We start from the raw sequence: 22,286 nt of genomic DNA, 5'->3' as shown, positions 1-22,286 counted from the left end.
GCCGGCATGTCCCTGGTCAACTATGCGTCGCGGGAAATCAACTGCAAGATCGTCTACTACGGCCCCGGCCTTGGTGGCAAGACCACCAATCTCGAGTACGTCTACGAGAAGGTCGCGCCGTCGTCGAAGGGGAAGCTGATCTCCCTCGCCACCGAAACCGAACGGACGCTCTTCTTCGATTTCCTGCCGGTCGACCTCGGCACGATCCGGGGATTCCGCACCCGATTCCACCTCTACACGGTGCCCGGCCAGGTGTACTACAACGCGTCGCGCAAGCTGATCCTCAAGGGGGTTGACGGCGTGGTGTTCGTCGCCGATTCGCAGATCGATCGTACTGAGGCCAACCTCGAGGCGATGCAGAACCTCTACGACAACATGACGCAGCACGGTTACGATCTCACCAGGCTCCCGTTCGTGATCCAGTACAACAAGCGCGACCTTCCCAACGCCGCGCCGATCGCGACGCTCGACGCCTCGCTCAACCCGGGGTGGCCGGTGGAAGACGGCGACCGCCAGAAGGTGACGCCTGATCCCTTCCGGCCCGGTGAGTATCTGGTGAAGGAAGTCGACGGAGTGTGGATCGAGCGCGTGCCCACGTTCGAAGCGGTCGCCGTCCGCGGCGAAGGGGTGTTCGATACGCTCAAGGCCGTCAGCAAGCTGGTACTCAAGTCGCTCGGATGAAGCGTCCGGCGTGGTGGACCCTTCCCAACATCCTGACCGTCGCCCGCATTGCCATCACGCCGGTCATCGCCTCGCTGCCGTTCATCAACGGGTACTGGCCGAAGCTGGCGTGTTTCGTCGTCTTCGTCGCGGCCGCCGTCACCGATGTCATCGACGGCCGTCTCGCCAGGCGGACCAATCAGGTCACTGATCTCGGCAAGATTCTCGATCCGATCGCCGACAAGCTCCTCCTCTTTGCCACGCTGGGGCCGATCTGGTGGATCTCGCGCGACCGCCAGGCGCTGTACGACATCCCGGTCTGGGGGAGCATTCCGCTCTGGGTCTGCCTGCTGCTGATCGGGCGTGAACTGGCGATGACCGTCTTCCGCGCGTGGGCGCAGGCGCGCGGCGTGGTGATTCCGGCGGGTCACGCCGGCAAGACCAAGGCGGTGCTGCAGAACGTCTTCATCGGCGGGACGCTCACCTGGTTTGCCTTTCGCGACGCCGTCCACCCCCTCGGCTGGGAACACTCACGCTTCGCGGCGTACTGGCACCAGTTCCACGGCGGGTTTGTGGCCGCCACGCTGGGGATCGCGCTCACGCTCACGATCTATTCGTTCGTCGACTATCTCGTCGAGTACCGCCGCCTCTTCACGCTGGGGATCTGAGTGGCCGCTGGCGAGCGGATCGAACTCGTCACCATCGGCACCGAGCTCCTCCTCGGGTTTACCGTCGCCACCAACGCTGCGTTCATCGGCCAGCGACTCGCCGAAGCCGGCGTCGCCATCTCCCGCCACCTGACCATCGCCGACCTCCCCGCCGAAATCCGCGCCGCAGTCGATGAGGGTCTGACCCGCACCGGTGCCGTCATCACCACCGGCGGTCTCGGTCCCACCCGCGACGACATGTCGAAGCAGATCGTCGCCGACCTCCTCGGCCTTCCGCTCGAATTCCGCGACGATGTCTGGGAAATGGTGCTGGCGCGCTATCGGCGCTTCGGGCGAACGCCGGTGGAGTCGAATCGTTCGCAGGCGATGGTCCCTCACGGCGGCACCTGGCTTCCCAACCACTGGGGTACGGCGCCCGGGCTCTGGCTCGACACGCCGCGCGGACTGGTGATCATGCTTCCCGGTGTCCCGCTCGAGATGCGGATGCTGATGGAGCACGAGGTGATCCCGCGCCTCGCCGCCCGGCAGACCGGCACCGTGGTGCGTTCGACCACGCTGCGTACCTGCGGCATTCCCGAATCGACGCTTGCCGAGCGGATCGGCGACGCCGAAGACGCGATCGCCCCGCTGTCGCTGGCATACCTGCCGAGCACCAACGGCGTCGATCTGCGGATCACGGCGTGGCACGTCGGTGCGACCGAGGCCGACGAAAAGCTTGCCGCCGCTGCCGCGACAATTCGCGCGCACTGCGACGACTGGATCTACGGCACCGACCATGTCGACCTCGCAGCGATCGTTCTCGATCAACTCCGCACCAACGGCGATACACTCGCCGTCGCCGAGTCGTGTACCGGCGGGTTACTCGGCGGGCGGGTGACCGCTGTCCCGGGCGCGTCCGACGTATTTCTCGGTGGCGCGATTTCCTATGCAGATGACATCAAGACCACGATCGTCGGCGTCGACCGCGAGTTGATCGCGCAACATGGAGCGGTGTCATCCGAAGTCGCCGCGGCGATGGCGCGCGGCGCCGCCGAACGATTCAACGCGACCGTTGCGGTGTCGATCACGGGGATCGCCGGTCCGAGTGGCGGAAGCGAAGAGAAGCCGGTCGGGCTGGTCTGGTTCGGTCTTTCGCGGCACGGGACGGTCACCACGCATCGTTCGGTGTTCGGCGGGACGCGCGACGAAGTCCGAGCGCGCGCGGTGCAGGGTGCCCTTCTCGGAATCTGGCGGTCGTGGCGCGGTACTACCTGACAAAGGGAACACGATGATGATCATGCTGATGGCGATCGCGATGCAGCAGCCGGTGCACCGCGCGACTCCCGGTCCCCGCTTCGAGATCTCCTTTCCGGCCGGGGCGCACGCCGGCCCGATCACCGGTCGCGCCTATGTTGCCGTCACCCGCGATTCGTCGCGCCGCTCACCGATTGACCAGACCGGCGAGACCGGTGTCCCGCTCTTCGGCGTGAACATCGATGCGCTCGCTCCAGGGAAGCCGGCGATCATCGACGCGAAGACCTTCGGCCATCCGGTGCAATCGCTGCGCGATCTCCCCGCCGGCGATTACTGGGTCGAACCGTTCATCAACGTTTACACCCGCTTCCCGCGCGCCGACGGGCATGTCGTCTGGCTGCACATGGACCAATGGGAGGGACAGGACTGGAAGCGCTCGCCCGGAAACATCGCAGGGAAACCGGTCCGGATTCATTGGAATCCAGCGTCATCAGTCCCAATCCGCCTCGTCGCCGATCAGGTCATTCCGCCGATCACGCCACCCGCCGACGATGCGTCGGTCAAGCACCTCAAGTTCAAGAGCACGATTCTCAGCAACTGGTGGGGCCAGCCGATCTATCTCGGCGCAACGGTCCTCCTGCCCAAGGGATTCGACGCCCACCCCGATGCGCACTACCCGATCGTCTATGACGAGGGCCATTTCTCCCTCGGCGCGCCAGGCGGATACGGACGAAACGCGGCGTTCACGAAATACTGGGACAGCGACACTGCACCGCGGATCCTCCTCGTCACCATCCAGCATCCGTCGCCATACTACGACGATTCGTACGGAGTGAACTCAGCCAACAACGGACCGTACGGCGACGCACTCACGCAGGAACTCCTGCCGATGGTGGAGAAGCAGTTCCGCGCGCTGGGCCAGCCGTGGGCGCGGTTGCTGACTGGCGGGTCAACTGGCGGATGGATCTCGCTTGCAAAACAGGTGATGTATCCCGACCTCTACGGCGGCACGTGGTCGCTCTGCCCCGACGGCGTCGACTTCCGCGCCTTCCAGATCGTGAATGTGTACCAGGATTCCAACGCGTACTGGGTCGATCACGGCTGGATGAAGGTCGAGCGTCCCGACGTTCGCCGCCCCGACGGCAACATCACGACGATGATGAAGGACGAGAACTGGTACGAACTCACCGTGGGCGATCACTCACGATCGGGCGGCCAGTGGGACATCTGGGAAGCGACCTATTCGCCGGTGGGCGCCGACGGCTATCCCCAGCGGATCTGGGACAAGACGACCGGGGTGATTCATCACGATGTCGCCGCCTACTGGAAGGCGCACTACGACCTCCGCAGCATCCTCGCATCGAACTGGGCGACGCTCGGTCCCAGGGTCGCCGACAAGATCAATGTGTACGTCGGGGATGCCGATTCGTACTTCCTCAATGATGGCGTCCATTTCCTGCACGACTTTCTGGTGACCACGAAGTCGCCGTCGTGGAATGGCGAGATCGTCTTCCAGCCGATGGCGCCGCACTGCTGGGGGCCGCCGCTCACCGACCTCCTCCCGAAGATGGTGCGCCAGGTCGAGCACAACGCGCCCGGCGGCGCGGACCTCAAGAGCTGGAGGTACTGACCATGTCTGCCACTCTGGCATTGCTTTCCGGCCCGTCGGTTGCATTCCTTTCCGCGAACCAGTTTTTGGAGCCCCGGTAGATGCGCGAAGACCAGCCGCCGAGAGACCCCACGGAGAAGCCGGACTCACTTCCGGCCGATCCGCGCCCGCTTCCCGACGACTGGGACGCCGCCGACAGCGCCACCGCGGCCGAAGCAGCCCAGGCCGTGGCGCAGGCCGAGGATCGTCTCCTCCGGCTGGCCGCGGAGTACGACAACTACCGCAAGCGGACGGCGAAGGAGAAGTCTGAGGCGTTCGACCGTGGAGCGACGTCGCTCGTCGCGCGCCTCCTCGACGTCCTCGACGACATCGATCGCCTCGGCACGAGCGACCCGGCGGCGACCTCCTACGAGTCGTTCCGGAGCGCGTTCGACGTGGTCCAGCGCAAGTTGCGCAAGGAGCTCGAAACAGCGGGTCTCGAGAGGATCGATCCCGCCGGTCACGTCTTCGATCCGACGCTGCACGAGGCGGTCGCTGCCATCGCTCCCGAAACGCCGGAGCAGGATCACACCGTCAAGGCGACCTTTCAGGCCGGCTATCGATTCAAGGGTGGAGTGATCAGGCCGGCGCGAGTGCAGGTCTACTCCGCCCACGGAGTCGCCTGAGTGGCGTCGCAGGACTTCTACGCAGTCCTCGGCGTTCCCGACTCGGCGAGCGCCACGGATATCAAGAAGGCGTACCGGAAGCTTGCCAAGCAGTTCCACCCCGACGCCAACCCGAACAACCCGCAGTCGGCGGAGAAGTTCAAGCAGATCTCCGAAGCGAACAGCGTCCTCTCCGACCCCGAGAAGCGCACCAAGTACGACCAGATGCGGCGGCTCGGCGCGTTCGGTGGATTCGCCAATCCGCGCGGACCGGCCGGACCGCGCGGTGGCCCGCGTCCGCAGACGGAAGAACAATTCGACTTCGGCGACGTCGGCTCGTTCGGGCTCGGCGACATCTTCTCGTCGATCTTCGGACGTAGTGGACGTCGGCCCGACAGCGAGCCGATGGCGCCGGAGCACGTCGAGGTCACCGTGTCGGTGCCGTTCCGGACAGCGGCAAACGGCGGCAAGGTCCCGCTGACGCTCGAGATGAACGACGTCTGCGCGACCTGCGGTGGAACCGGTGCCGAACCTGGCGCCACGATGTCGACCTGTCCCGAGTGCAAGGGATCCGGCTCGATTTCGTTCGGGCAGGGAGGGTTTGCCGTCAATCGCCCGTGCCCGGTCTGCCGCGGGCGCGGCAAGGTTCCGTCGAAGCGGTGTCACACCTGCAACGGAAGCGGCGAGCAGCATACCGAGCGGCAGATTCTCGTCGCTGTACCACCGGCGACCGATGCCGGGACGAGAGTCCGGGTGAAAGGGCAGGGACCTCGCACCCGCGCGGGGGGACCGGCGAGCGACGTGATCATCACCTTTCAGGTCGAGCCCGACCGGTTCTTCTCACGCAGCGGGCTGGATATCCTCTGCGAGATTCCGATCACGCTGACCCAGGCATTGATGGGTGCGTCGATTCAGGTACGCACTGTCGCCGGCGCGAAGGTCAAGCTCAAGATCCCGGTGGGGACGCAGCCGGGGCGCAAGTTCCGCATCAAGGGGCAGGGGCTCGAGAAGCAGGGACAGCGTGGCGATCAGATCGTGACGGTGCAGGTCAAGCTGCCGGAAAAGCTCACCCCCGAGCAGCAGGCGGCGCTCAACGAATTCGCGGGAAAGATGGGCGGCACGACCAGCGCTAGCTGATCACCCCTCCACCAAGCAGCTGCTCCTCGAACGAATAGATCGCTCCTGACTGTCCCGGTGCAATCGCACGCACCGGCGTCTCCAGATCGAGCACGCAGCGCCGATCAGTAATGGTGCGCACTGTCGCTGCCACTGCCCGTGCCCGGTATCGCAGCTGGACCTGGCAGCGGTCCCCTTCCACGAGCGGCTGATCGAGCCAGTTGCACTCGTCGAGTGTGGCGGTGTCGCCGAGGAGTTCCTCCGCGTCGCCGACGACCACTTCGCGGCGTGCCGGATCGATCCCGATCACATAGAGCGGGAGCGACCGTCCGCCGGGAAGTCCCTTCCGCTGACCGACAGTGTACCGGGCGAATCCGTTGTGCTCGCCGATCACCTTCCCTGACGTCGTCACGAATGCGCCGGGCGCGAGCGCCGGAGCATCGGCCGGGAGATGCCGTTCGAGAACGCCGACGTAGTCGTCGTCGGGAACGAAGCAGATCTCGACGCTTTCGGGCTTGTCGGCGGTCTCGAGCTGCAGCGCGCGCGCGCGCTCGCGTGTTTCGGCCTTGGTGAGTTCGCCAACGGGCGTGACCATCCGGGCCACGACGCGCGGATCGATCCCCCACAGGAAGTAGCTCTGATCCTTGTTCCGATCGAGACCGCGAAAGAGCTTGCCGTCGCGGGCGACCGCATAGTGCCCGGTCGCAATCGCGTCACATCCGAGCGAATCGGCGTGGGCCAGGAGGTCGCGGAACTTGGTGAACGAGTTGCACCGGACGCATGGAATCGGCGTGCGCCCGTGCGAATATTCGTCGACGAAGTTGGCGATGACCGTATCGGAGAAGCGGTCCTCGAGATTGACGACGTAGTGCGGCACGCCGAGACGATGCGCGACGGCGCGGGCGTCGGCGATCGAGTCGAGTGAGCAGCACGGCCGGTCGGGGACGTCGTCGCCGTAGCAGAAGAGCTTCATCGTGGCGCCGATCACGTCGTGACCGGCGTCGACCAGGAGCGCCGCCGCAAGTGATGAATCGACGCCGCCGCTCATCGCGACGAGAATCTTCTTCCGGTCACGCACGGCCGAGAGCAACTCCGAGCTGGCGCACGCGATCGACCACGGCGGGGAACGCGTCGGCAACCCGCTGAACGTCTGCGGCAGTGCTCTCGTGCCCGAGCGAAAAGCGGATCGTTCCCAGTGCGACCGATCGTTCGATGCCCATCGCATTCAACACATGCGATGGTTCGACGGCGCCGGTGGAGCACGCCGATCCGCCGGAGCATGCGATCCCCGCGAGATCGAAATGCATCAGGAGTGCTTCGGACTCGGCACCCGGAATCGAGACCGACAGGATGTGGGGTGCGCGGGTGGCCTCACGCGAGTTGACCACGAGATCGGGGACGGCGGCGACGAGTCGCGCTTCGAGGTCGTCGCGCAGCGCGCGGAGCCGCGGCATCTCGCGGTCGAGCTCTTCGCGGGCGAGACGCGCGGCGCGGCCGAGTGCCACGGCGCCGGCGACGTTCTCGGTCCCGGGCCGAATGCCGTATTGCTGGCCGCCGCCGTGAATGATCGCTTCGACAATCTTCCGGTCGCGAACGATCAGTGCACCGACTCCCTTCGGGGCGCCGAGCTTGTGGGCGCTGATGGAGAGGAGGGTACAGCCGGCGGCGTCGAGGTTGACCGGCACCTTGCCGAACGCCTGCACCGCGTCGCTGTGGAGTGGCACGCCGGCGGCGCGACATCGCGCGCCGATCTCCGCCATCGGCTGCACCACACCAACTTCGTTGTTGACCCACATCACCGACACGACGTTGGGATGATCAGCGAGGGCTGCGTCGAGCTCATCGAGGAGGACGGTGCCGTTCTCGTCGACGCCGAGGATCGTCTCGCGGCCACCGAGCTCGACGACGGCATGGGCTGCAGCGAGCGCCGCCTTGTGTTCGATCGCGGTGGTGACGACGTGCATCGCCCGGCCATGCGCCCGTGCCGCGAGGGCCGCGCCGATGATGGCGAGGTTGTCGGCTTCGGTCCCGCCCGAGGTGAAGATGACGTGGTTGGGTTCGACGTCGAGCGCCGTGGCTACCTCGCGCTTCGCCTGTTCGAGCCCGGCCTTGGCGGCGCGACCGAAGCGGTGCGCCGAGGACGGATTCCCCCAGGAGGCGCTGAGGAACGGAAGCATCGCGTCCAGCACTTCCGGCCGGACCGGCGTCGTGGCGGAGTGGTCGAGGTAGATCGGATCCATGTGGATAAATGTAAACAACGGGACCGGCAGCCGGGGGGCACCCTGGTGAAAATCGCCTACCAGGAGAATTCGGTGGCGAATAGCGGGAAAGTTCGTGCGGACACGCTCTCCAACCGGCGAACGGACCGCTCGAATCGTCCAACAGGACGTTCAAACCGACGAGCACAGCGTTCAAACTCACTGGTCCGGCGCTCAAACTCACTAGCACAGCCCTCCAACTCACTATCACGGAGTTCCAACTCGGAGACACGGCGCTTCAAGTCGGTCACACAGCGTTTCAACTCTGCGAAAGGGCGCTTCAACTCGGCAACACCGAGTTCCGCTGGCGATTTCGGCGCTTCATGACTGTCAAACAGCGTTCCAAGTGATCGTCAGCGCATTCCAACATGAAATCACCGCATATCAACAGAGAATCACCGCACATCAACGGAGAATCACGGCACATCAACAGAGAATCAGGGCATTTCGCGGTGGAGATAGTTCGTTCCGCGACTGGCAAACGGCATATCAAGGAATCGTCAGCGAGGACGATGGGGGACAAACAGCGTTTCGCCGACTGATCAGCATCGACGACGGCCCGCATCCAGCGCTTCATGGCAGGTGAACGCCGCATCGCGGCTGAGTAACCGCGTTCAGCGGATGGCAAACCTCGAAGGATGATTGTCGGAGGGCATCGCTTGGCTTCGACAGCTCCAGGCGCTGCCCGATTCCGGCGGTTCGATATCGGAGAAGGGCGGTTCGCTGGAGGATCCCGGCGGTTCGCGGGAGAATCCCGGCGGTTCGCGAATTCTGCCGACGCCGACGTGAGGCGGCCAGCGAAGTTTCTTCTGCCACTCAAACTTCGATGACCAGGACGAATGCCCGAACGAGAATGAGTCCACCAATGGCCAGCGCGACATAGATGTCAGCGCGGGTCGGCACGGCTCCGAAGGCAATGAGCGCACCGAGCACGGGCAACGCGGTGTTCTTGAACAAGTCGGTCAGCACGTGAAAATGGAGTCCCCGGTGCGCCGCATGTCGATGCAGCGAGCTCACACGCGACAGCAGCCGGTGCTGCATCATGTTGACCCCGGCGGCCGAGGCGGCGAACAGAAAGAGGAGCCACCCCCTCACATTGCGGTGTTGACCCTCCAGCAAGTCAGCGCGCGATTCCGCAATGATGTGGTAGCCGATGAAGGCGAGCAACAACGCGGCGGCCATTCCTGCAAGCCGGTTCAGCAGCCGATAGCTTCGTCCGCGTCGCGTGGCATAGGCAATGGACAGCGGCACGACTGCGAGCATCGTATCGGCGATGACGTGGCCCACGTCGGCCAGGAGCGCCAGCGAGCCCGAGGTGGCGGAACCCGCCACCTCGAGACCGACGATCACCAGCGTCAGCAGCCACGCACGCAGATAGATGGCCTGATTGCGCCGTGCGTCGTCAATGCCTATCGGTATCGCGATACCGGCGGGCACCGAGTTCACCTGGATCCGTCCCGGTCGGAGGGCATAGGATCTACGGCACCCATTTCTTGAAGATCCGCACGGCGTTCGCGATCAGTTCCTCTCCCTCGGCCTCGCTCCCGGCGCGCATGACCGACTCGGCGCTGGATGCGAGATAATCTTCGAGCACGATCGCAGCGACACCGTAGAGCGCCTCGCGAACCGACGCGATCTGGCCCAGGATTTCGTCACCGTTGCGGCCCTCGTCGACCATTTTCTGCAGGCCGCGCGCCTGCCCCTCGATTCGCCGAAGGCGGCGGATTACCGCCGCCCTCGAACGCGACCCTGCCGAGAGGTCCGGAACGCCCATGCGCGAACTCTCAAACGCTGTCACGGAGTCCTCCCGCATCATGGGCCACCGTCATATCCCGACCGTCATCCGGAGCGAGTACGTCCGCGGCCGCCCGAACGACGCACCGCTGAAGAACGCTCCCTTGAGCAAGTACTTCGAGTTGAAGACGTTGTCGACGAAGATCTGCGGCCGGAACGTGACCGTCCCCGAGGTAAAGGTGATGCCAGCCGATGCATCGGCGATGAAGTTCGGGTCGACCTTGAACGGCTTGTTGAAGTCGAACAGGCCCGTGCCGAGGACGGGTGTCGACGGTTGGGTGGGATCGAATCCGGGCAGCTCGGGCGCGTTGGGGGTCAGGCCATTGGTCAGTCCGCTTCCGTAGATCCCGGTGGCGGTCGCCAGCAGCTTCCCCTGCGACCAGGTGAGCCCCACGACACTGGAGAACCGCTGATCGTGGTCGAGATCGAACGCCTGCGCCGGCGGCGTCTCGGCGAGGAATGCGCCGGTGACGGCGCCTTCGCCGTAGGCGTGGTTGACGGACAGATTCAGGAATCCGGTCAGCGGTCCGCTGGGCCGCACTTCGAGCACGGCTTCGATCCCGGTAACGTGCACCTCGGCGATGTTGACGTCCGTCGTGATCGCCGAGCCCGGAATCTGGGTGTCATCGATCCCTGGCGAACTGTTCTTGCGGTACCCCGAAAGCTTCGCCACGACGTGATTGAACCGGTGGATCGCGCCGACCTCGAAGAAGTCGTCACGCTCCGGCAACGTCGGCGTCGACGCTTCGCCGCCGGTCGCGGCGGTGGTGATCGCCCGCAGGTCCTCGGTGTTGGTCGGCATGAACTGCCGCCCGTAGTAGAACCAGAACGATGTCGCCGAACTGGGGTAGAGGTTGATGCGGAATCGCGGGCTCACCTGGTCGACGGCGGTGTCGACAGTCGGTGACAGCGGATACGAGTGGCGGTCGTAGCGCACGCCGACCCGGAACTCGATCTTCTCGCTCGGTTGCAGCACCGACTGGATGTACGCTGCCTGGTCATTGCCGTTGAGAACGGAATTCGATGCCGGTCCGGAATTGCCGCCGGCGTCGAAGGTGCTGAACGCCTCGGTGCCGCTGGTCTTCGACAGGTCGGTCCCGGCCTTGAAGCTCACCTTCGGCGTGACCTGCAGCAGGTAGTCTGCCTTGAAGCCGATGATATTGAACGACCGCGCTTCGGCGATGTTGTAGAGCGTGGTATCTGGAGCGAAGGTGAAGGTCGGGTCGTCCGCGACGCCGGGGACGTAATTCAATGAGCCGTACCGGTAATACACGCCGGCGAAGGCTTCGGATCCGGCGTGTTGTCCTGCCAGCTCGCGGTGCTGCCAGGAAAGATTGACGAAATGATTGATGTCCTGCTGCCGGTCATCGATCCCCCCGGCAGACGAGTCAAATGGCGTAGCGAAGCGCGACCGCGAAAGGTTTACGTCGAGATTCAACAGGTCGTGATCGTTCGCCACGTACTGGATCTTGGCAAATCCGAAGAGATCCTTGCCGTCATTGGCGTAGTTACGGATGCCGGTGATCGATCCCAAGGCGGTCGTGTCGGCGACGACCGGCTCACGGCGCAAGTCGGTTCCCTGCTGCGTTCCGGCGACGAAGAAACCGAACTTTCCCGAGTTCGCGCTCATCGTGACCGTTTCGCCATTGCTGGCATAGTTTCCCGCATACCCGGTCGCCGTGAGATGGAACAGCCCCGAGGGGACCTTGGTCTGCACGTTCACGATCGCCGCGTTGCGCTTGCCGAACTCGGCGTCCCAACCGCCGGTCTGGAAATCGATGGTGTTGACCACCGACGGATCGAAGAGTTCGTTGAGGCTCCCGGAGATCCCCGGCGGAACCGGCAGTCCATCGATGTAGTAGGTGTATTCGGCGTGCTGGCCGCGGATGTGCACTTCGCCGGTGGGGGCGCGTGCAGCCCCGGCAATCGACTGCTGCAGGATCTGCGAAGTGGTCTGCGTAGGCGCCCCCTGGTAGTCGCTCTGCTTGAAGACCTGATCGCCGGTCCGGGTATTGAGCGCCAGCGGCGACGTGGTGACGCCGATCTCGTTGAGCTGCACCGGGGCCGGGACGAGGGTGATGTCAACCGTGATATCGGCGGTCCCGGTTCCGACGGTGACAGGACGCGTTGCCGGCCGGAATCCGATCAGCCGAGCCTCGACCTGGTAATCCGCCGGTGCGAGATCGTGGACGCGCCAGGCGCCGAATTCATCGGTTGTGACCCGCGACACGACCGTGCCGGCTCGCGTGATGACGATTTCCGTCCCCGCGAGCGGTTTGCCATAGGTGCTGTCCGTGACACGACCGGCGACATCCGCATTGCGTAGTATAGGTCCCGCATGCGGGCGCGGCGTGGCGAGGGCCGACGATGGTAGCGCGATGGTCAACGCCACCGCCAGCAACAGCTTGAAAGACATTCCCGACTCCGTCGAACAGAGGTGAGCCTCCGGCGCGGGTGGCGCCGATTGCTGAGTCCCGGGCGCAGCTGACGCCCGAAGGACTCGATTCACCGCGCGCGCAATCAGCGCGCGACGGCAGCTATGTCTGAGCGAATGTCAGGAGAAGAGCGGTGGAGCGCGGGAACCGACGGGAGCAGAGTGGAGGCAGCGGCGCGGAGGATTCGTCGGTGAGACGAACGCGACGCGGAACGAGACGAATTCGAAGCGATCGCCGAGATCGGGAGGCGCCAGCGGTGGCGGCGACGCGATGGTGGCACCGAGATCGCATCGTTCGGCGTGACAGTGCTGGCCGTCGTCGACCCCGACGATTTCGGTGTGGTACTGTCGCCCGGTATGGAAGAGAAGCGCATCAGCAAGCTGCGGTGCGCCGTCGCTTCCTGCGAAGAGCAGGATGGCGGCTAGTGCGCGAAGTCTATGCACCGTTCGGCGTACCATAGGGGGCTAAAGTTGCCTTGCCGATCGCGGCCGTCAATGCCGCGGCGCGCGGGCATAGTCCCCGGGCCCTATCGGGCGCGCGGAGTGTTACGTCGCCACACCCATCGTGACAATATCATCCACCGCCACCGTCTCGCGGGTCCAGAACGGCTCGGCATACCGCGTACGGATCAGCGACCCATAATGCGCGTTCTGCGTGGCAATCAAGTCGACGAGCGGCTGGCCGGTCGGATGGAGCTCACCAGCCTGCGTGACGCCTGTGAACTGCGATGTGAACGCCTGGACCGCCGCCAGCTTCCGCTCCATCTGGTCCGAGATGTCGACCACGAAGCTCGGCTTGACCTGATCCTCGCGGAACGAAATCGCAAAGCAGATCTTCGACGGACGGAACCTTTCGCCGCTCCCTGGATAATTCGCCAGCCCCGAGAGAAAACAGGCGTCGCGCGCCAGCTCCGACGCGATCCGGTGATCGGGGTGGCGTCCCTCGCTGTATTGCACGATCACGGTGCGCGGCCGCAGCCGGCGCAACTGCTCCACGACCGCCCGGCGCGTCGCATCGTTGTTGGCGAGATGTCCGTCGGGGAGGCCGGCGTTGACCCGTTCGCTCAGTCCCATGATTTCGCTCGACCGCGCCGCCTCCTCGGCCCGGAGCTCGGGCGTGCCGCGGCTTCCCAATTCACCGCGGGTCAAGTCGAGCACCGCGGCGCGGTGCCCCTGATCGACGGCGCGGATCAAGGTGCCGCCGCAGAGTAACTCGGCGTCGTCGGGGTGAGCCATGATGGCCAGGAGATCAACGGTCATGGACGGAAGATAGAACACTACTCGTACCGGAGCGCCTCCACCGGATCGAGCCGCGCGGCGCGGTTCGCGGGGATCACGCCGAACACCAGGCCGATGGCGATGCTGGCACCGGTCGCGACCAGCGCGCTCCAGAGCGGTGGCCCGCTCTTGATGCCGAGGAGCGCCTTGAGGAGTTCACCGCCAAGCATGCCGATCCCGATGCCGATCAACCCGCCGACGGCGGTGAGCGTCGCCGCTTCGACCAGGAATTGCAGCAACACCTCGCCGTGCGTTGCGCCGAGTGCCTTGCGAATCCCGATCTCGCGGGTGCGGTCGGTGACCGAGACCATCATGATCGCCATGACGCCGATCCCGCCAACGAGGAGCGCCACGCTCGACAGCGCGATCATCACCAGGAAGAACGCCGAGGTGAGCTTGTCGATGACCTGCAGGATCTGGTCCTGGGTCAGCAGATCGAAGTTGTTCGGTGCGCCCGGATGCAGCCCGCGGGAGACGCGCAGCGCGCTGATCGCCGCGTCCTTGGCAAGGTCGACGTTGACGCCGCGGTTCGGAAGCACCACGATCAACAGCGCGTTGGTTTCGTCGTAGTGGTAATTCTGCTGGGCGGCGCGGAACGGGATCACACCGCCGTCGGTCTGGCCGGGCGGCTGGAAGATGTTGTCGGGGGGCGCAAAGACCCCGATCGTCGTGAACGCCTTGCCGCCGATCCGGACGACGCGGCCGAGCGGGTCGAGCTGTCCGAAGAGTCGGTCCGCTACATCCCGCGCGATGATCACCACCTGCGCGCCGCCGGCGAGTTCACCGGTGGAGAACAATCGGCCGCTCAGCAGCGTCCCGCCCTGGACGTCGAGATAGGCGTTGTCGGCTCCCCAGATGTTGAGTTGCTGCGACCGGATTCCCTGGTATTCCATCCGTTGCGGAACCTGGACCCAGAGTCCCGCATGGCGGATGATCGGAATCCGCTCCAGCGCCTGGGCATCCCGCTGGTCGACCACCGGCCGGATCCGGACTTCGGCGGGGAGGTTGTTCGGGTTGACGGGGGTGGTCGAGAAATAGCGGATCACGTAGAACGTTTCGGGTGCCGAGTTTTCGATCGACGCGAAGATCTGTCCGCGAATCCCCTCCACCAGCGACGCCATCACCATCACGGTGGTGACGCCGATCACCACACCGAGGATCGTGAGCGCGGACCGCAGCTTGCTGTTCCGCATCGCGTCGAGTGCGAGAAGGACCCCTTCGCCGACGTTCCGGACCCTGAGCGGCATCGGCTACTCGGCCCGCAAGGCGGTGATCGGGTCGAGGCGCGCCGCCCGCGCCGCCGGGTAGACGCCGAAGATGATCCCCGTCCCCGCGCCGAGTGCCAGCGCGATCCCGACCGACCAGAGCGTCACCTTGGCCGGAAGCGGTGAGACCGCTGCGACGAGTTGCGCCAGCCCCCATCCGCTTCCCACGCCGATCAACCCGCCGAGCGAGCTGAGGAGGATCGTCTCGATCAGGAATTGGCGTCGGATGTCGCGCTGGTTGGCGCCGATCGCCTTGCGGATCCCGATCTCGCGCGTCCGCTCGCTCACCGACATGAGCATGATGTTCATGATCACGATCCCGCCGACGACGACGCCGATCCCGACCACCGCCGGAATGACCGCGAAGAGGAGCTGCGTGAGCTGCTTCCAGAAGGCGACCAGTGCATCGGCCTTGTCGACGGCGAAGTCATCCTCCTGTTCGGGGCGCAGATGATGGGCGATCCGCATCGCTTCTTCGGCGCGGTTCATCGCGCCCGGGATCGCCTCGGCATCGCGCATCTTCACCGAAACCACGGTCGTGCCGCGACGTCCCCAGAGTGATTCGAAGGTCGGCATCGGCATCAGGACGAACGCGTCGAACGACTGTCCCAGCGTTTTTCCCTTTGCGGCGATCACGCCCTTGATCGTGAACTCGTACCCGGCGATCCGGACTGTGGAACCGACCGCCGTCTCCGGCGAGGCGAAGAGCTTGTCGGCGATGTCGTAGCCCACCACGATGGCGAACTGGCGACCGCGCATGTCGGTCTCGGCGAGCGGATCGCCGGCAACGAACTTGTAGTCCTGCACCGACTGATAAGGCGGGGTCACGCCGAGGAGCCGCACGCCGCCGAGGGTGTTGCTGCGATAGGTGACGTTCTCGATCGGCGACGCGTTACCGGATTGCAGCGCGACCGCCTCGGCATCAGGAAGGGCGCGTTGAACGGCGAGCGCGTCGTCGTGCGAGATGATCGGCCGGAGATTGTAGCGACGAACCTGGTCGTCGTCGGCGAGACCGATCGAGATCGGCGTGCGCCGCACCTGGAAGGCGTTCGCGCCGATGATCGCGTCGGTGAGGTTGTCCTTCACGTAGAGGTTCATCCCCTGGATCACCGCGACCACGGTGACGAGGAATCCGACCGACACGATGATGCCGAGGAGGGTGAAGAACGAGCGGAGTTTGGCACCACGGATCGTGGCGATGGCGAGGCGGAAGGCTTCGCTGTAGGGCATTTATTCGAACTCTACGGGTGCGCCGGCGCGCTCGGGAAAAGCGCGCCGGCCTCTGTCGTCACTCGTACCGGAGGGCATCGACCGGGTCGAGGCCGGCGGCCTTGTTGGCGGGATAGAGGCCGAAGAAGATGCCCGTCACCGCCGAGGCCAGCATCGCCGCAGCCACCGACCAGAGCGGAATCGCCGCAGGGATCGGCGTGAAGTGGTTGACGGCGTACGCGATGATGGCACCGAGAATCAGCCCGCAAATGCCGCCGATCAGCGTCAGCGTCGCCGCCTCGACCAGGAATTGGAAGAGGATCTCGCCGTGAGTGGCCCCGAGCGCCTTGCGCACCCCGATTTCGCGGGTCCGCTCCGTCACCGAAATCATCATGATCGCCACCACGCCCACGCCGCCGACCATCAAGCCAACGCTGGACAAGGCCAGCATGACCAGGAAGAATCCCGAGGTGATGCTGTTGAACCCTTCGAGCAGCTTGTCACCGGAGACGAGGTCGAAGCTGTTGTCGTCCCCCGGCTTGAGACCGCGGCGAATGCGCAACGCGGTGGTGACCTGGTCCATCGCCTCCGGCTGCGAGACGCCGGGCTGCGGGAAGACGATGATCTGCATGGCGCCCCGGTCGTAGTCGGCCGACTTGACGAACGTGGTGTGCGGCACGATGAACCGGGGCGAGCTCTGGGAGAAGAGTCCGGACGGGTCCTGATAGACTCCCACCACCGTGAACGGCAGACCGAAGATCCGCAGGACCTTGCCGATCGGATCAAGGCCGGCGAGGAGCAGCTCGGCTGCCTTGTCGTTGATCACCACGACGTAGCTCAGCGCGGCTTCATCCACCGGCGTGAAATTGCGCCCCTCGATGAGCGTACCACCGCCGACCTTGAGCCACGGTGAATCCATGCCGGAGACGTTCACCGAACTCAGGTTGGTGCTGCGATAGCTGACTGACGACGAGGCGTTTTCCGACACGTTGACGTCGGCGACACCCGGCAACGTCCGGATCAGTTCCGCTTCGTCGCGGCTGATGCGCGGGCGATGCCGCCAGGCGGCGTCACGGTCGTCGAACACGATCCCGGTCTGGTAATGCCGCATGACGTAGAATGAGGTCGGGCCGGCGCGCGACACGACGTCGCTGACCGACCGCTGGATGCCGGTGATCGTCGACGCCATCGCGATGACGACCATGACGCCGATGGCGATCCCCAGAATCGTGAGCGACGCCCGGGTCTTGTTGGCCCGCACGGCGTCAATCGCGAGGACGACGCCCTCGAAGCCGCGAGCGAGCACGTTGCCCCGGCCGAGCGAACTCATTCGTGCCCCAGCGCGACAATCGGGTCGAGCCGCGACGCCTGACGCGCCGGATAGACGCCGGCAATCATTCCCACCAGGATTCCGAGTCCGACAGCGAGGCCGATCGACCACGGCGCCACGGCCGCCGGCAGCGGCGTCAACGCCCGCACGACGAAGGCCAGGCCGAGCCCGCTGCCGATGCCGAACACGGCGCCGGCCAGCGACAGCGTCGCCGACTCGACCACGAACTGCGCCAGGATATCCTGATTGCGGGCTCCGAGCGCCTTGCGAATGCCGATCTCGCGCGTCCGCTCAACCACCGACATCAACATGATGTTCATGATGACGATGCCGCCGACCACCAGCGAGATTCCCACGAGGCCCGGCAGCGCCAGAAACAGAATGTGGGAGATCTTGCCCCACTGATCGAGCGCTTCCTGCGCGGTATCAATGGCGAAATTGTCCGGCTCGTTCGGCTTGAGGCCCCGGCGAATCCGCATCAGCGTGGTGACCTCATCGACCGCCTGCGGCATCTGCGACGGGTCGTCGGCCTGGATCTGCAGGTCTTCGATCACATGCGGCCGGTCGATCAGCCGGCGGGCCGGCGAGGTGATCGGCACCACGGCGAAGCGGTCGAGCGAAATGCCGAACAGGGTGCCCTGCTTTTCGACCACGCCGATCACGCGATAGGGAATGCCGCCGATCGTGATGGTCTTTCCCACCGGCTTGACCCCCGCGGGAAAGAGTCCCTCGGCCAGGTCTGTGCCGATGACAACGACCGGCGCGCCGACGTCGACTTCCTGCGGCGCGAAGGCGCGACCGTCGTCGACATTCCAGTGCTTGATGTCGAAGAACTCCGCGTCTACGGCCTCGAGGTCGATGCCGGTGGCGTTCTTGCCGCGATAGCCAACGGCAATGTTGGTTTCCGCCTCGCGAGAGAAATGGACCGGGGTCCGCATCCGCGCTTCGACGTACGCCGCGTCTTCGACCGTGATCTTGGGACGCCGTTGCCACTCCTTCCACATCGCTTCGGTGACGTTGCCGAAGGTCATGCCCGGTCGGGACTGCAACTGGAAGGTGTTCACGCCGCCGATCGCGTTGGCGAACTTGTTGGTCATGTACACGTTCATCCCCTGAACGATCGACACCACCGCAATCAGGAAGGTGACACCGATCAGCACGCCGATCAGCGAAAAGAAGCTCTTGAGCTTCTGCGCGCGGATCGACGACAGGGCGAGGCGAACCGCTTCGAGGAGCGGCATCTCAGGCCGCCGCCGCGCCGGCGTGCGGTGGGTTGGTGCGGTCGGTGTCGATCCTGCCGTCGCGCAGCACGATCACGCGATGCGCGTGCGCCGCGATGTCGGGCTCGTGCGTCACGAGGACCACGGTCTGACCCTGTGCGTGGAGTGATCCGAAGACGCGCATGATCTCCTCGCTCGTGGTCGAATCGAGATTCCCGGTCGGCTCGTCGGCGAGGAGGATCGACGGTTCGTTGACCAGCGCGCGGGCGATCGCGACGCGCTGCCGCTGACCGCCCGACAGTTCGTTGGGTTTGTGGAGCATCCGTTCGCCGAGGCCGACGCGATGCAGTGCCTGTTCGGCGCGGCGGCGACGTTCCCGCGCGGAGGTGCCGGCGTAGACCAGCGGGAGTTCGACGTTGGCGAGCGCCGAAGCGCGCGGGAGAAGATTGAAGGTCTGGAAGACGAAGCCGATCTCCCGGTTGCGCACGCGGGCAAGGGCGTCGTCGCGCATCTCCGACACTTCGTGCCCGTTGAGCCAGTAGCGCCCGTCGCTCGGCGTGTCGAGGCAGCCGAGGACGTTCATCATCGTCGACTTGCCGGAGCCTGACGGCCCCATGATCGCGACGTATTCATTGCGATGGATCGCGAGGTCGACGCCGCGCAGGGCGCGGACATGCTCGCTCCCCATGATGTACTCACGGGTGATCCCCTCGAGCTTGATGATCACTTCGTTCATGGCTTCTTCACGTCGGCCGGCATCGCCGTGGCGGCCTTCACCTTGGTCGAATCCTTCATGTCGCGGATCGCCTGGTACGTTCCCGACACGACTGTTTCGCCTTCCTTGAGGCCGTCGAGCACTTCGAAGTACTCGTCACCGGTGATCCCGACCTTGACCGGCCGGAAGCGTGCCAGCCCGTTCTCCACCACGAAGACGCCGTCCTGCTCCTTCACCTTGTTGGCGGTGGTATCGCCCGGACTGGCGGTCAACGGTGCGCTCGGTCCCGTGTCACCGGCCTTGTTCGGCGCCGCGCGTGCGGTGAGCGCGATGATCGGGATGCTGAGCGCGCCCTTCCGGACATCGGTGATGATCCGCGCCGTCATGCTCAGGTCGGGGCGAACATCCTTGGGGGGATTGGCGAGCGTTACCTCGACATCGAAGTCGACAGCCTTGTCGGTTGAGCTCGTGGTCGAGGTACTCGCGTCGGTGGAGGCGCTGTTGCCGATCTTGGTGACGTGGCCGACGAAGGTCGTGTCGGGGAACGCATCGATCGACACCGAGACCGAATCGCCGTGCGCCAGGCGCACCACGTCGGTTTCATCAACCTTCACCTTGGCGAGGATCGTCGACATGTCTGCGATCCGCATCAGCAGCCCGGTCTCCTTCGAGAAGGTCCCGGGGACCGCGACTTCGCCCTCCTCGACCGCAAGACGAACGACGCGGCCGGCAATCGGCGAATAGATCATGGTGCGGGCGAGGTTGTCCTGCGCTTCCTTGAGCGACGCCTGTGCCTGCGCCATCTGCGCTTCGGACGACTTCACCAGGGCCTGCGCCACGGTGTACGCCTGCTGCGCCTGCTCCACCGATTCCTTGGTGATCAGTTGCGGCGACGTCTTCTGCAGTTCGGTCTGACGATCCAGGGTGCGCTTCGCCTGATCGCGATTGGCGACGGCCTGCAGGTTGCTGGCGTTCGCCTGTGCCAGCGATGCCTGTCCCACTTCGACCGCGCCCTTGAACTGCGCCTGGTCGAGTTCGACCAGCAGCTCACCCTCGGTCACCATGTCGCCTTCCTTCACATGGAGCTTGGTGATCCTGGCGGTTACATCGGCGGAGATGTCCACGTCGGACTTCGCCTCGATCTGGCCGCTGGCCGTCACGGCTGCCACGAGGTCGCGATGGCCGACCTTCTCCATCCGCACCTCGGTTCCGCGCTGCCCCTTTCGGTTGGCGCCAAGCATGACGACGCCGCCGATCACCGCCACGACGATCACGAGTCCAGCTGTGAGCCTTGCTCCACGCGACATCCGGTCATTCCTCTCAGCGAAGGGGTCGGCCGACCGCAGCCTCGAGGGCGACGACGGCGAGATGGTAATCGTAGATCGCGTTGACGTAATCGGCTTCGGCCTGCGTCATCGCGGTCTGGGCGGCAGAGACGTCGAGGACCGATCCGTTGCCGATCCGGTATTTGTCCTGCGCCAGCTGCAACTGCTGCCGGGCGGTCACCCGGTTGGAATCCTGGATCCCGATCCGCTGCCACGCCGTGGTGACGGCGAGGAGCTGCGATTGAATCTGCGCGTCGGTCGCCAGCTGCTGCGCGCGGAGTGATTCACGCCCCTCGTCGCGCGCCGCCTCGGCCTGCGAAATCGCCAGCGACCGCGAGTAACCGTCCCACAGCGGCAGCGAGAACTGCAGGTTGACCGACAGCGGATTGCGGGTGAACGCGAACGGGAAGACCGAGTTCTCTGCGTGAATCTCGTTGACAATGCTCGGCTGCAGCGCCGTGCCGGTTGCGTCGAGGCCGGAGAACGCCTTGCAATCCGGAATGATCGATCCCTGCAGGGGGGGATTCAACCCCAGGAGGATCTGATTCTGGAAGGCGCAGTTGGCTTCCTGCCCCTGGGCGCTCTGCAGCCGGTTGACGATGAGCGAGTTCTCATCGGTCGACTCCTGCGTATATCCGCTCAGGCCGGCGCTCAGCGACACGGTCGGGAGACGGGCCAGCTTCTGGATGTGCACGTTCACCGAATTGGCGTGATCCTGCGCCAGGAGCGAGCGGATGCTCGGATTGGCGGTGTGCGCCGACGCCTCGAGCTGGGCGAGATCGAAATGCGGCTCGGTGAGCGGATACGGCTCAGTCAATGCGAGCGAATCGACGTTGGCGTCGCCCGGCATCCCGATCATCTGCACCAGGGTGATCTTCGCCTGCGTGGCTGCCTGGCGTGCCTGCAGCAGCTGCACCTGATGATTCGCCATCGCCGTCTGGGCGGAGAGGACATCGAGCAAAGACGCCTGGCCGACCGCCTGCTTCGCCTGCGCCAGCCGGAGCTGCCCGCTGTCAGCGGTGATCTGCTGGATCGCCACGTTGACGGTGGCGAGGGCGCGGAGGACGGTGAAGTACTGGGTGCTCACGTTCGAGGTCAGCGTGACCCCCGACACGTTGATATTCTCGTCGGCGACCCGTTCCTGCGCCCGGTTGAGTGACGGCGTCATCCAGGTCTGCGGCGACAATTGCATCGACGCGTTGAATCCGTAGTTCGAACTCAGCAGCGACGAACTGGTGAAAACGGTTCCGCCGAAGGTCTGGCTACCGGAGCCGGTATATCCCATGCCGCCGTTGAGCGAGAGGCGGGGGAGAATCGCCCACTTCGCCTCCTTGACCGCTTCAGCGGCGGGATCGGCAGCGTCGACCGCCTGGCGGTAGGTTGGATTGTTCGCCTTGGCCAGCTGGAGCGCCTGCTGGAGCGACAATTGATGGGGCACTTGCGCCTGGGCGCCAAGGCGCGCGGCGGCCGCGACAAGAAGCGCGACAAGAAGAAGGACAGCACTGGTCCGACGCATCGGCATCTTCCA

Annotated in this window: 20 protein-coding genes; 6 read left to right on the top strand and 14 right to left on the bottom strand. The window is 65.1% G+C overall.

What is annotated here, in order from left to right:
- The first annotated feature begins 6 nt into the window (after positions 1-6).
- From VGM20_02790 to VGM20_02765, 6 genes are all read left to right on the top strand, one after another.
- Positions 7-681 (top strand): gliding-motility protein MglA, encoded by a 675-nt coding sequence (locus VGM20_02790; protein ID HEY4099786.1) that lies wholly within the window; start codon positions 7-9, stop codon positions 679-681.
- Positions 678-1,328 (top strand): CDP-alcohol phosphatidyltransferase family protein, encoded by a 651-nt coding sequence (locus VGM20_02785; GenBank protein ID HEY4099785.1) that lies wholly within the window; start codon positions 678-680, stop codon positions 1,326-1,328. Before VGM20_02790 ends, VGM20_02785 begins: the two co-directional genes overlap by 4 nt.
- Positions 1,329-2,582: a competence/damage-inducible protein A gene (locus VGM20_02780; GenBank protein ID HEY4099784.1), complete on the top strand. Its 1,254-nt coding sequence runs from the start codon at positions 1,329-1,331 to the stop codon at positions 2,580-2,582.
- Between the two features lie 13 nt (positions 2,583-2,595).
- Positions 2,596-4,191: an alpha/beta hydrolase-fold protein gene (locus tag VGM20_02775; GenBank protein HEY4099783.1), complete on the top strand. Its 1,596-nt coding sequence runs from the start codon at positions 2,596-2,598 to the stop codon at positions 4,189-4,191.
- A gap of 80 nt (positions 4,192-4,271) precedes the next feature.
- Positions 4,272-4,835, top strand: coding sequence for a nucleotide exchange factor GrpE (locus VGM20_02770; protein ID HEY4099782.1), 564 nt, complete (start codon positions 4,272-4,274; stop codon positions 4,833-4,835).
- Positions 4,836-5,951, top strand: coding sequence for a DnaJ C-terminal domain-containing protein (locus VGM20_02765; protein ID HEY4099781.1), 1,116 nt, complete (start codon positions 4,836-4,838; stop codon positions 5,949-5,951).
- Here VGM20_02765 and mnmA read toward each other — a convergent pair.
- The 14 genes from mnmA to VGM20_02695 form a co-directional block, all read right to left on the bottom strand.
- Positions 5,944-7,008, bottom strand: a complete 1,065-nt coding sequence (gene mnmA, locus VGM20_02760; GenBank protein HEY4099780.1) for a tRNA 2-thiouridine(34) synthase MnmA — start codon at positions 7,006-7,008, stop codon at positions 5,944-5,946. The genes VGM20_02765 and mnmA overlap by 8 nt on opposite strands.
- On the bottom strand, positions 7,001-8,170 hold the full coding sequence (locus VGM20_02755) for a cysteine desulfurase family protein (protein ID HEY4099779.1): 1,170 nt from the start codon (positions 8,168-8,170) through the stop codon (positions 7,001-7,003). Before VGM20_02755 ends, mnmA begins: the two co-directional genes overlap by 8 nt.
- An 834-nt stretch (positions 8,171-9,004) precedes the next feature.
- Complete coding sequence (locus VGM20_02750) at positions 9,005-9,634, bottom strand: cation transporter (protein HEY4099778.1); 630 nt, start codon at positions 9,632-9,634, stop codon at positions 9,005-9,007.
- Positions 9,635-9,665: 31 nt separating this feature from the next.
- Entirely contained in the window at positions 9,666-9,986 is a 321-nt protein-coding gene (locus VGM20_02745; protein ID HEY4099777.1) for a metal-sensitive transcriptional regulator, read from the bottom strand.
- 27 nt (positions 9,987-10,013) lie between these two features.
- A complete protein-coding gene (locus VGM20_02740; protein HEY4099776.1) occupies positions 10,014-12,398 on the bottom strand; it encodes a TonB-dependent receptor in 2,385 nt (794 codons plus the stop codon).
- A gap of 138 nt (positions 12,399-12,536) precedes the next feature.
- Positions 12,537-12,860 carry a hypothetical protein gene (locus VGM20_02735; protein ID HEY4099775.1) on the bottom strand — a complete coding sequence of 108 codons (324 nt, stop codon included), beginning with the start codon at positions 12,858-12,860 and terminating at the stop codon, positions 12,537-12,539.
- A gap of 102 nt (positions 12,861-12,962) precedes the next feature.
- Complete coding sequence (bshB1, locus tag VGM20_02730) at positions 12,963-13,676, bottom strand: bacillithiol biosynthesis deacetylase BshB1 (GenBank protein ID HEY4099774.1); 714 nt, start codon at positions 13,674-13,676, stop codon at positions 12,963-12,965.
- A 17-nt stretch (positions 13,677-13,693) separates the two neighbouring features.
- The gene (locus tag VGM20_02725; GenBank protein ID HEY4099773.1) at positions 13,694-14,941 is read right to left on the bottom strand and encodes an ABC transporter permease; all 1,248 of its coding nucleotides are present in this window, start codon (positions 14,939-14,941) and stop codon (positions 13,694-13,696) included.
- A gap of 3 nt (positions 14,942-14,944) precedes the next feature.
- Positions 14,945-16,189 carry an ABC transporter permease gene (locus tag VGM20_02720; GenBank protein ID HEY4099772.1) on the bottom strand — a complete coding sequence of 415 codons (1,245 nt, stop codon included), beginning with the start codon at positions 16,187-16,189 and terminating at the stop codon, positions 14,945-14,947.
- A gap of 58 nt (positions 16,190-16,247) precedes the next feature.
- Complete coding sequence (locus VGM20_02715; protein HEY4099771.1) at positions 16,248-17,498, bottom strand: ABC transporter permease; 1,251 nt, start codon at positions 17,496-17,498, stop codon at positions 16,248-16,250.
- Positions 17,495-18,739: an ABC transporter permease gene (locus VGM20_02710; protein ID HEY4099770.1), complete on the bottom strand. Its 1,245-nt coding sequence runs from the start codon at positions 18,737-18,739 to the stop codon at positions 17,495-17,497. Before VGM20_02710 ends, VGM20_02715 begins: the two co-directional genes overlap by 4 nt.
- 1 nt (position 18,740) lies before the next feature.
- The gene (locus VGM20_02705; protein ID HEY4099769.1) at positions 18,741-19,454 is read right to left on the bottom strand and encodes an ABC transporter ATP-binding protein; all 714 of its coding nucleotides are present in this window, start codon (positions 19,452-19,454) and stop codon (positions 18,741-18,743) included.
- A complete protein-coding gene (locus VGM20_02700; protein HEY4099768.1) occupies positions 19,451-20,740 on the bottom strand; it encodes an efflux RND transporter periplasmic adaptor subunit in 1,290 nt (429 codons plus the stop codon). The genes VGM20_02705 and VGM20_02700 overlap by 4 nt, the downstream gene beginning before the upstream one ends.
- A gap of 13 nt (positions 20,741-20,753) precedes the next feature.
- Positions 20,754-22,280 (bottom strand): TolC family protein, encoded by a 1,527-nt coding sequence (locus VGM20_02695; GenBank protein ID HEY4099767.1) that lies wholly within the window; start codon positions 22,278-22,280, stop codon positions 20,754-20,756.
- Positions 22,281-22,286: the final 6 nt, after the last annotated feature.

Source organism: Gemmatimonadales bacterium (assembly GCA_036500345.1).
In the GTDB taxonomy this organism is placed as follows: Bacteria; Gemmatimonadota; Gemmatimonadetes; order Gemmatimonadales; family GWC2-71-9; genus Palsa-1233.
Note: the sequence above shows the minus strand (reverse complement) of the source record. Positions and strands in the feature narration are given on the sequence as shown.

What these genes read in the sequence shown, in the direction of transcription:
- VGM20_02790 (HEY4099786.1), top strand. Translation starts at nt 7, where the DNA reads ATGTCCCTGGTCAACTATGCGTCGCGGGAAATCAACTGCAAGATCGTC.
- VGM20_02785 (HEY4099785.1), top strand. Translation starts at nt 678, where the DNA reads ATGAAGCGTCCGGCGTGGTGGACCCTTCCCAACATCCTGACCGTCGCC.
- VGM20_02775 (HEY4099783.1), top strand. Translation starts at nt 2,596, where the DNA reads ATGATGATCATGCTGATGGCGATCGCGATGCAGCAGCCGGTGCACCGC.
- VGM20_02770 (HEY4099782.1), top strand. Translation starts at nt 4,272, where the DNA reads ATGCGCGAAGACCAGCCGCCGAGAGACCCCACGGAGAAGCCGGACTCA.
- VGM20_02755 (HEY4099779.1), bottom strand. Translation starts at nt 8,170, where the DNA reads ATGGATCCGATCTACCTCGACCACTCCGCCACGACGCCGGTCCGGCCG.
- VGM20_02740 (HEY4099776.1), bottom strand. Translation starts at nt 12,398, where the DNA reads ATGTCTTTCAAGCTGTTGCTGGCGGTGGCGTTGACCATCGCGCTACCA.
- bshB1 (HEY4099774.1), bottom strand. Translation starts at nt 13,676, where the DNA reads ATGACCGTTGATCTCCTGGCCATCATGGCTCACCCCGACGACGCCGAG.
- VGM20_02725 (HEY4099773.1), bottom strand. Translation starts at nt 14,941, where the DNA reads ATGCCGCTCAGGGTCCGGAACGTCGGCGAAGGGGTCCTTCTCGCACTC.
- VGM20_02720 (HEY4099772.1), bottom strand. Translation starts at nt 16,189, where the DNA reads ATGCCCTACAGCGAAGCCTTCCGCCTCGCCATCGCCACGATCCGTGGT.
- VGM20_02715 (HEY4099771.1), bottom strand. Translation starts at nt 17,498, where the DNA reads ATGAGTTCGCTCGGCCGGGGCAACGTGCTCGCTCGCGGCTTCGAGGGC.
- VGM20_02710 (HEY4099770.1), bottom strand. Translation starts at nt 18,739, where the DNA reads ATGCCGCTCCTCGAAGCGGTTCGCCTCGCCCTGTCGTCGATCCGCGCG.
- VGM20_02705 (HEY4099769.1), bottom strand. Translation starts at nt 19,454, where the DNA reads ATGAACGAAGTGATCATCAAGCTCGAGGGGATCACCCGTGAGTACATC.
- VGM20_02700 (HEY4099768.1), bottom strand. Translation starts at nt 20,740, where the DNA reads ATGTCGCGTGGAGCAAGGCTCACAGCTGGACTCGTGATCGTCGTGGCG.
- VGM20_02695 (HEY4099767.1), bottom strand. Translation starts at nt 22,280, where the DNA reads ATGCCGATGCGTCGGACCAGTGCTGTCCTTCTTCTTGTCGCGCTTCTT.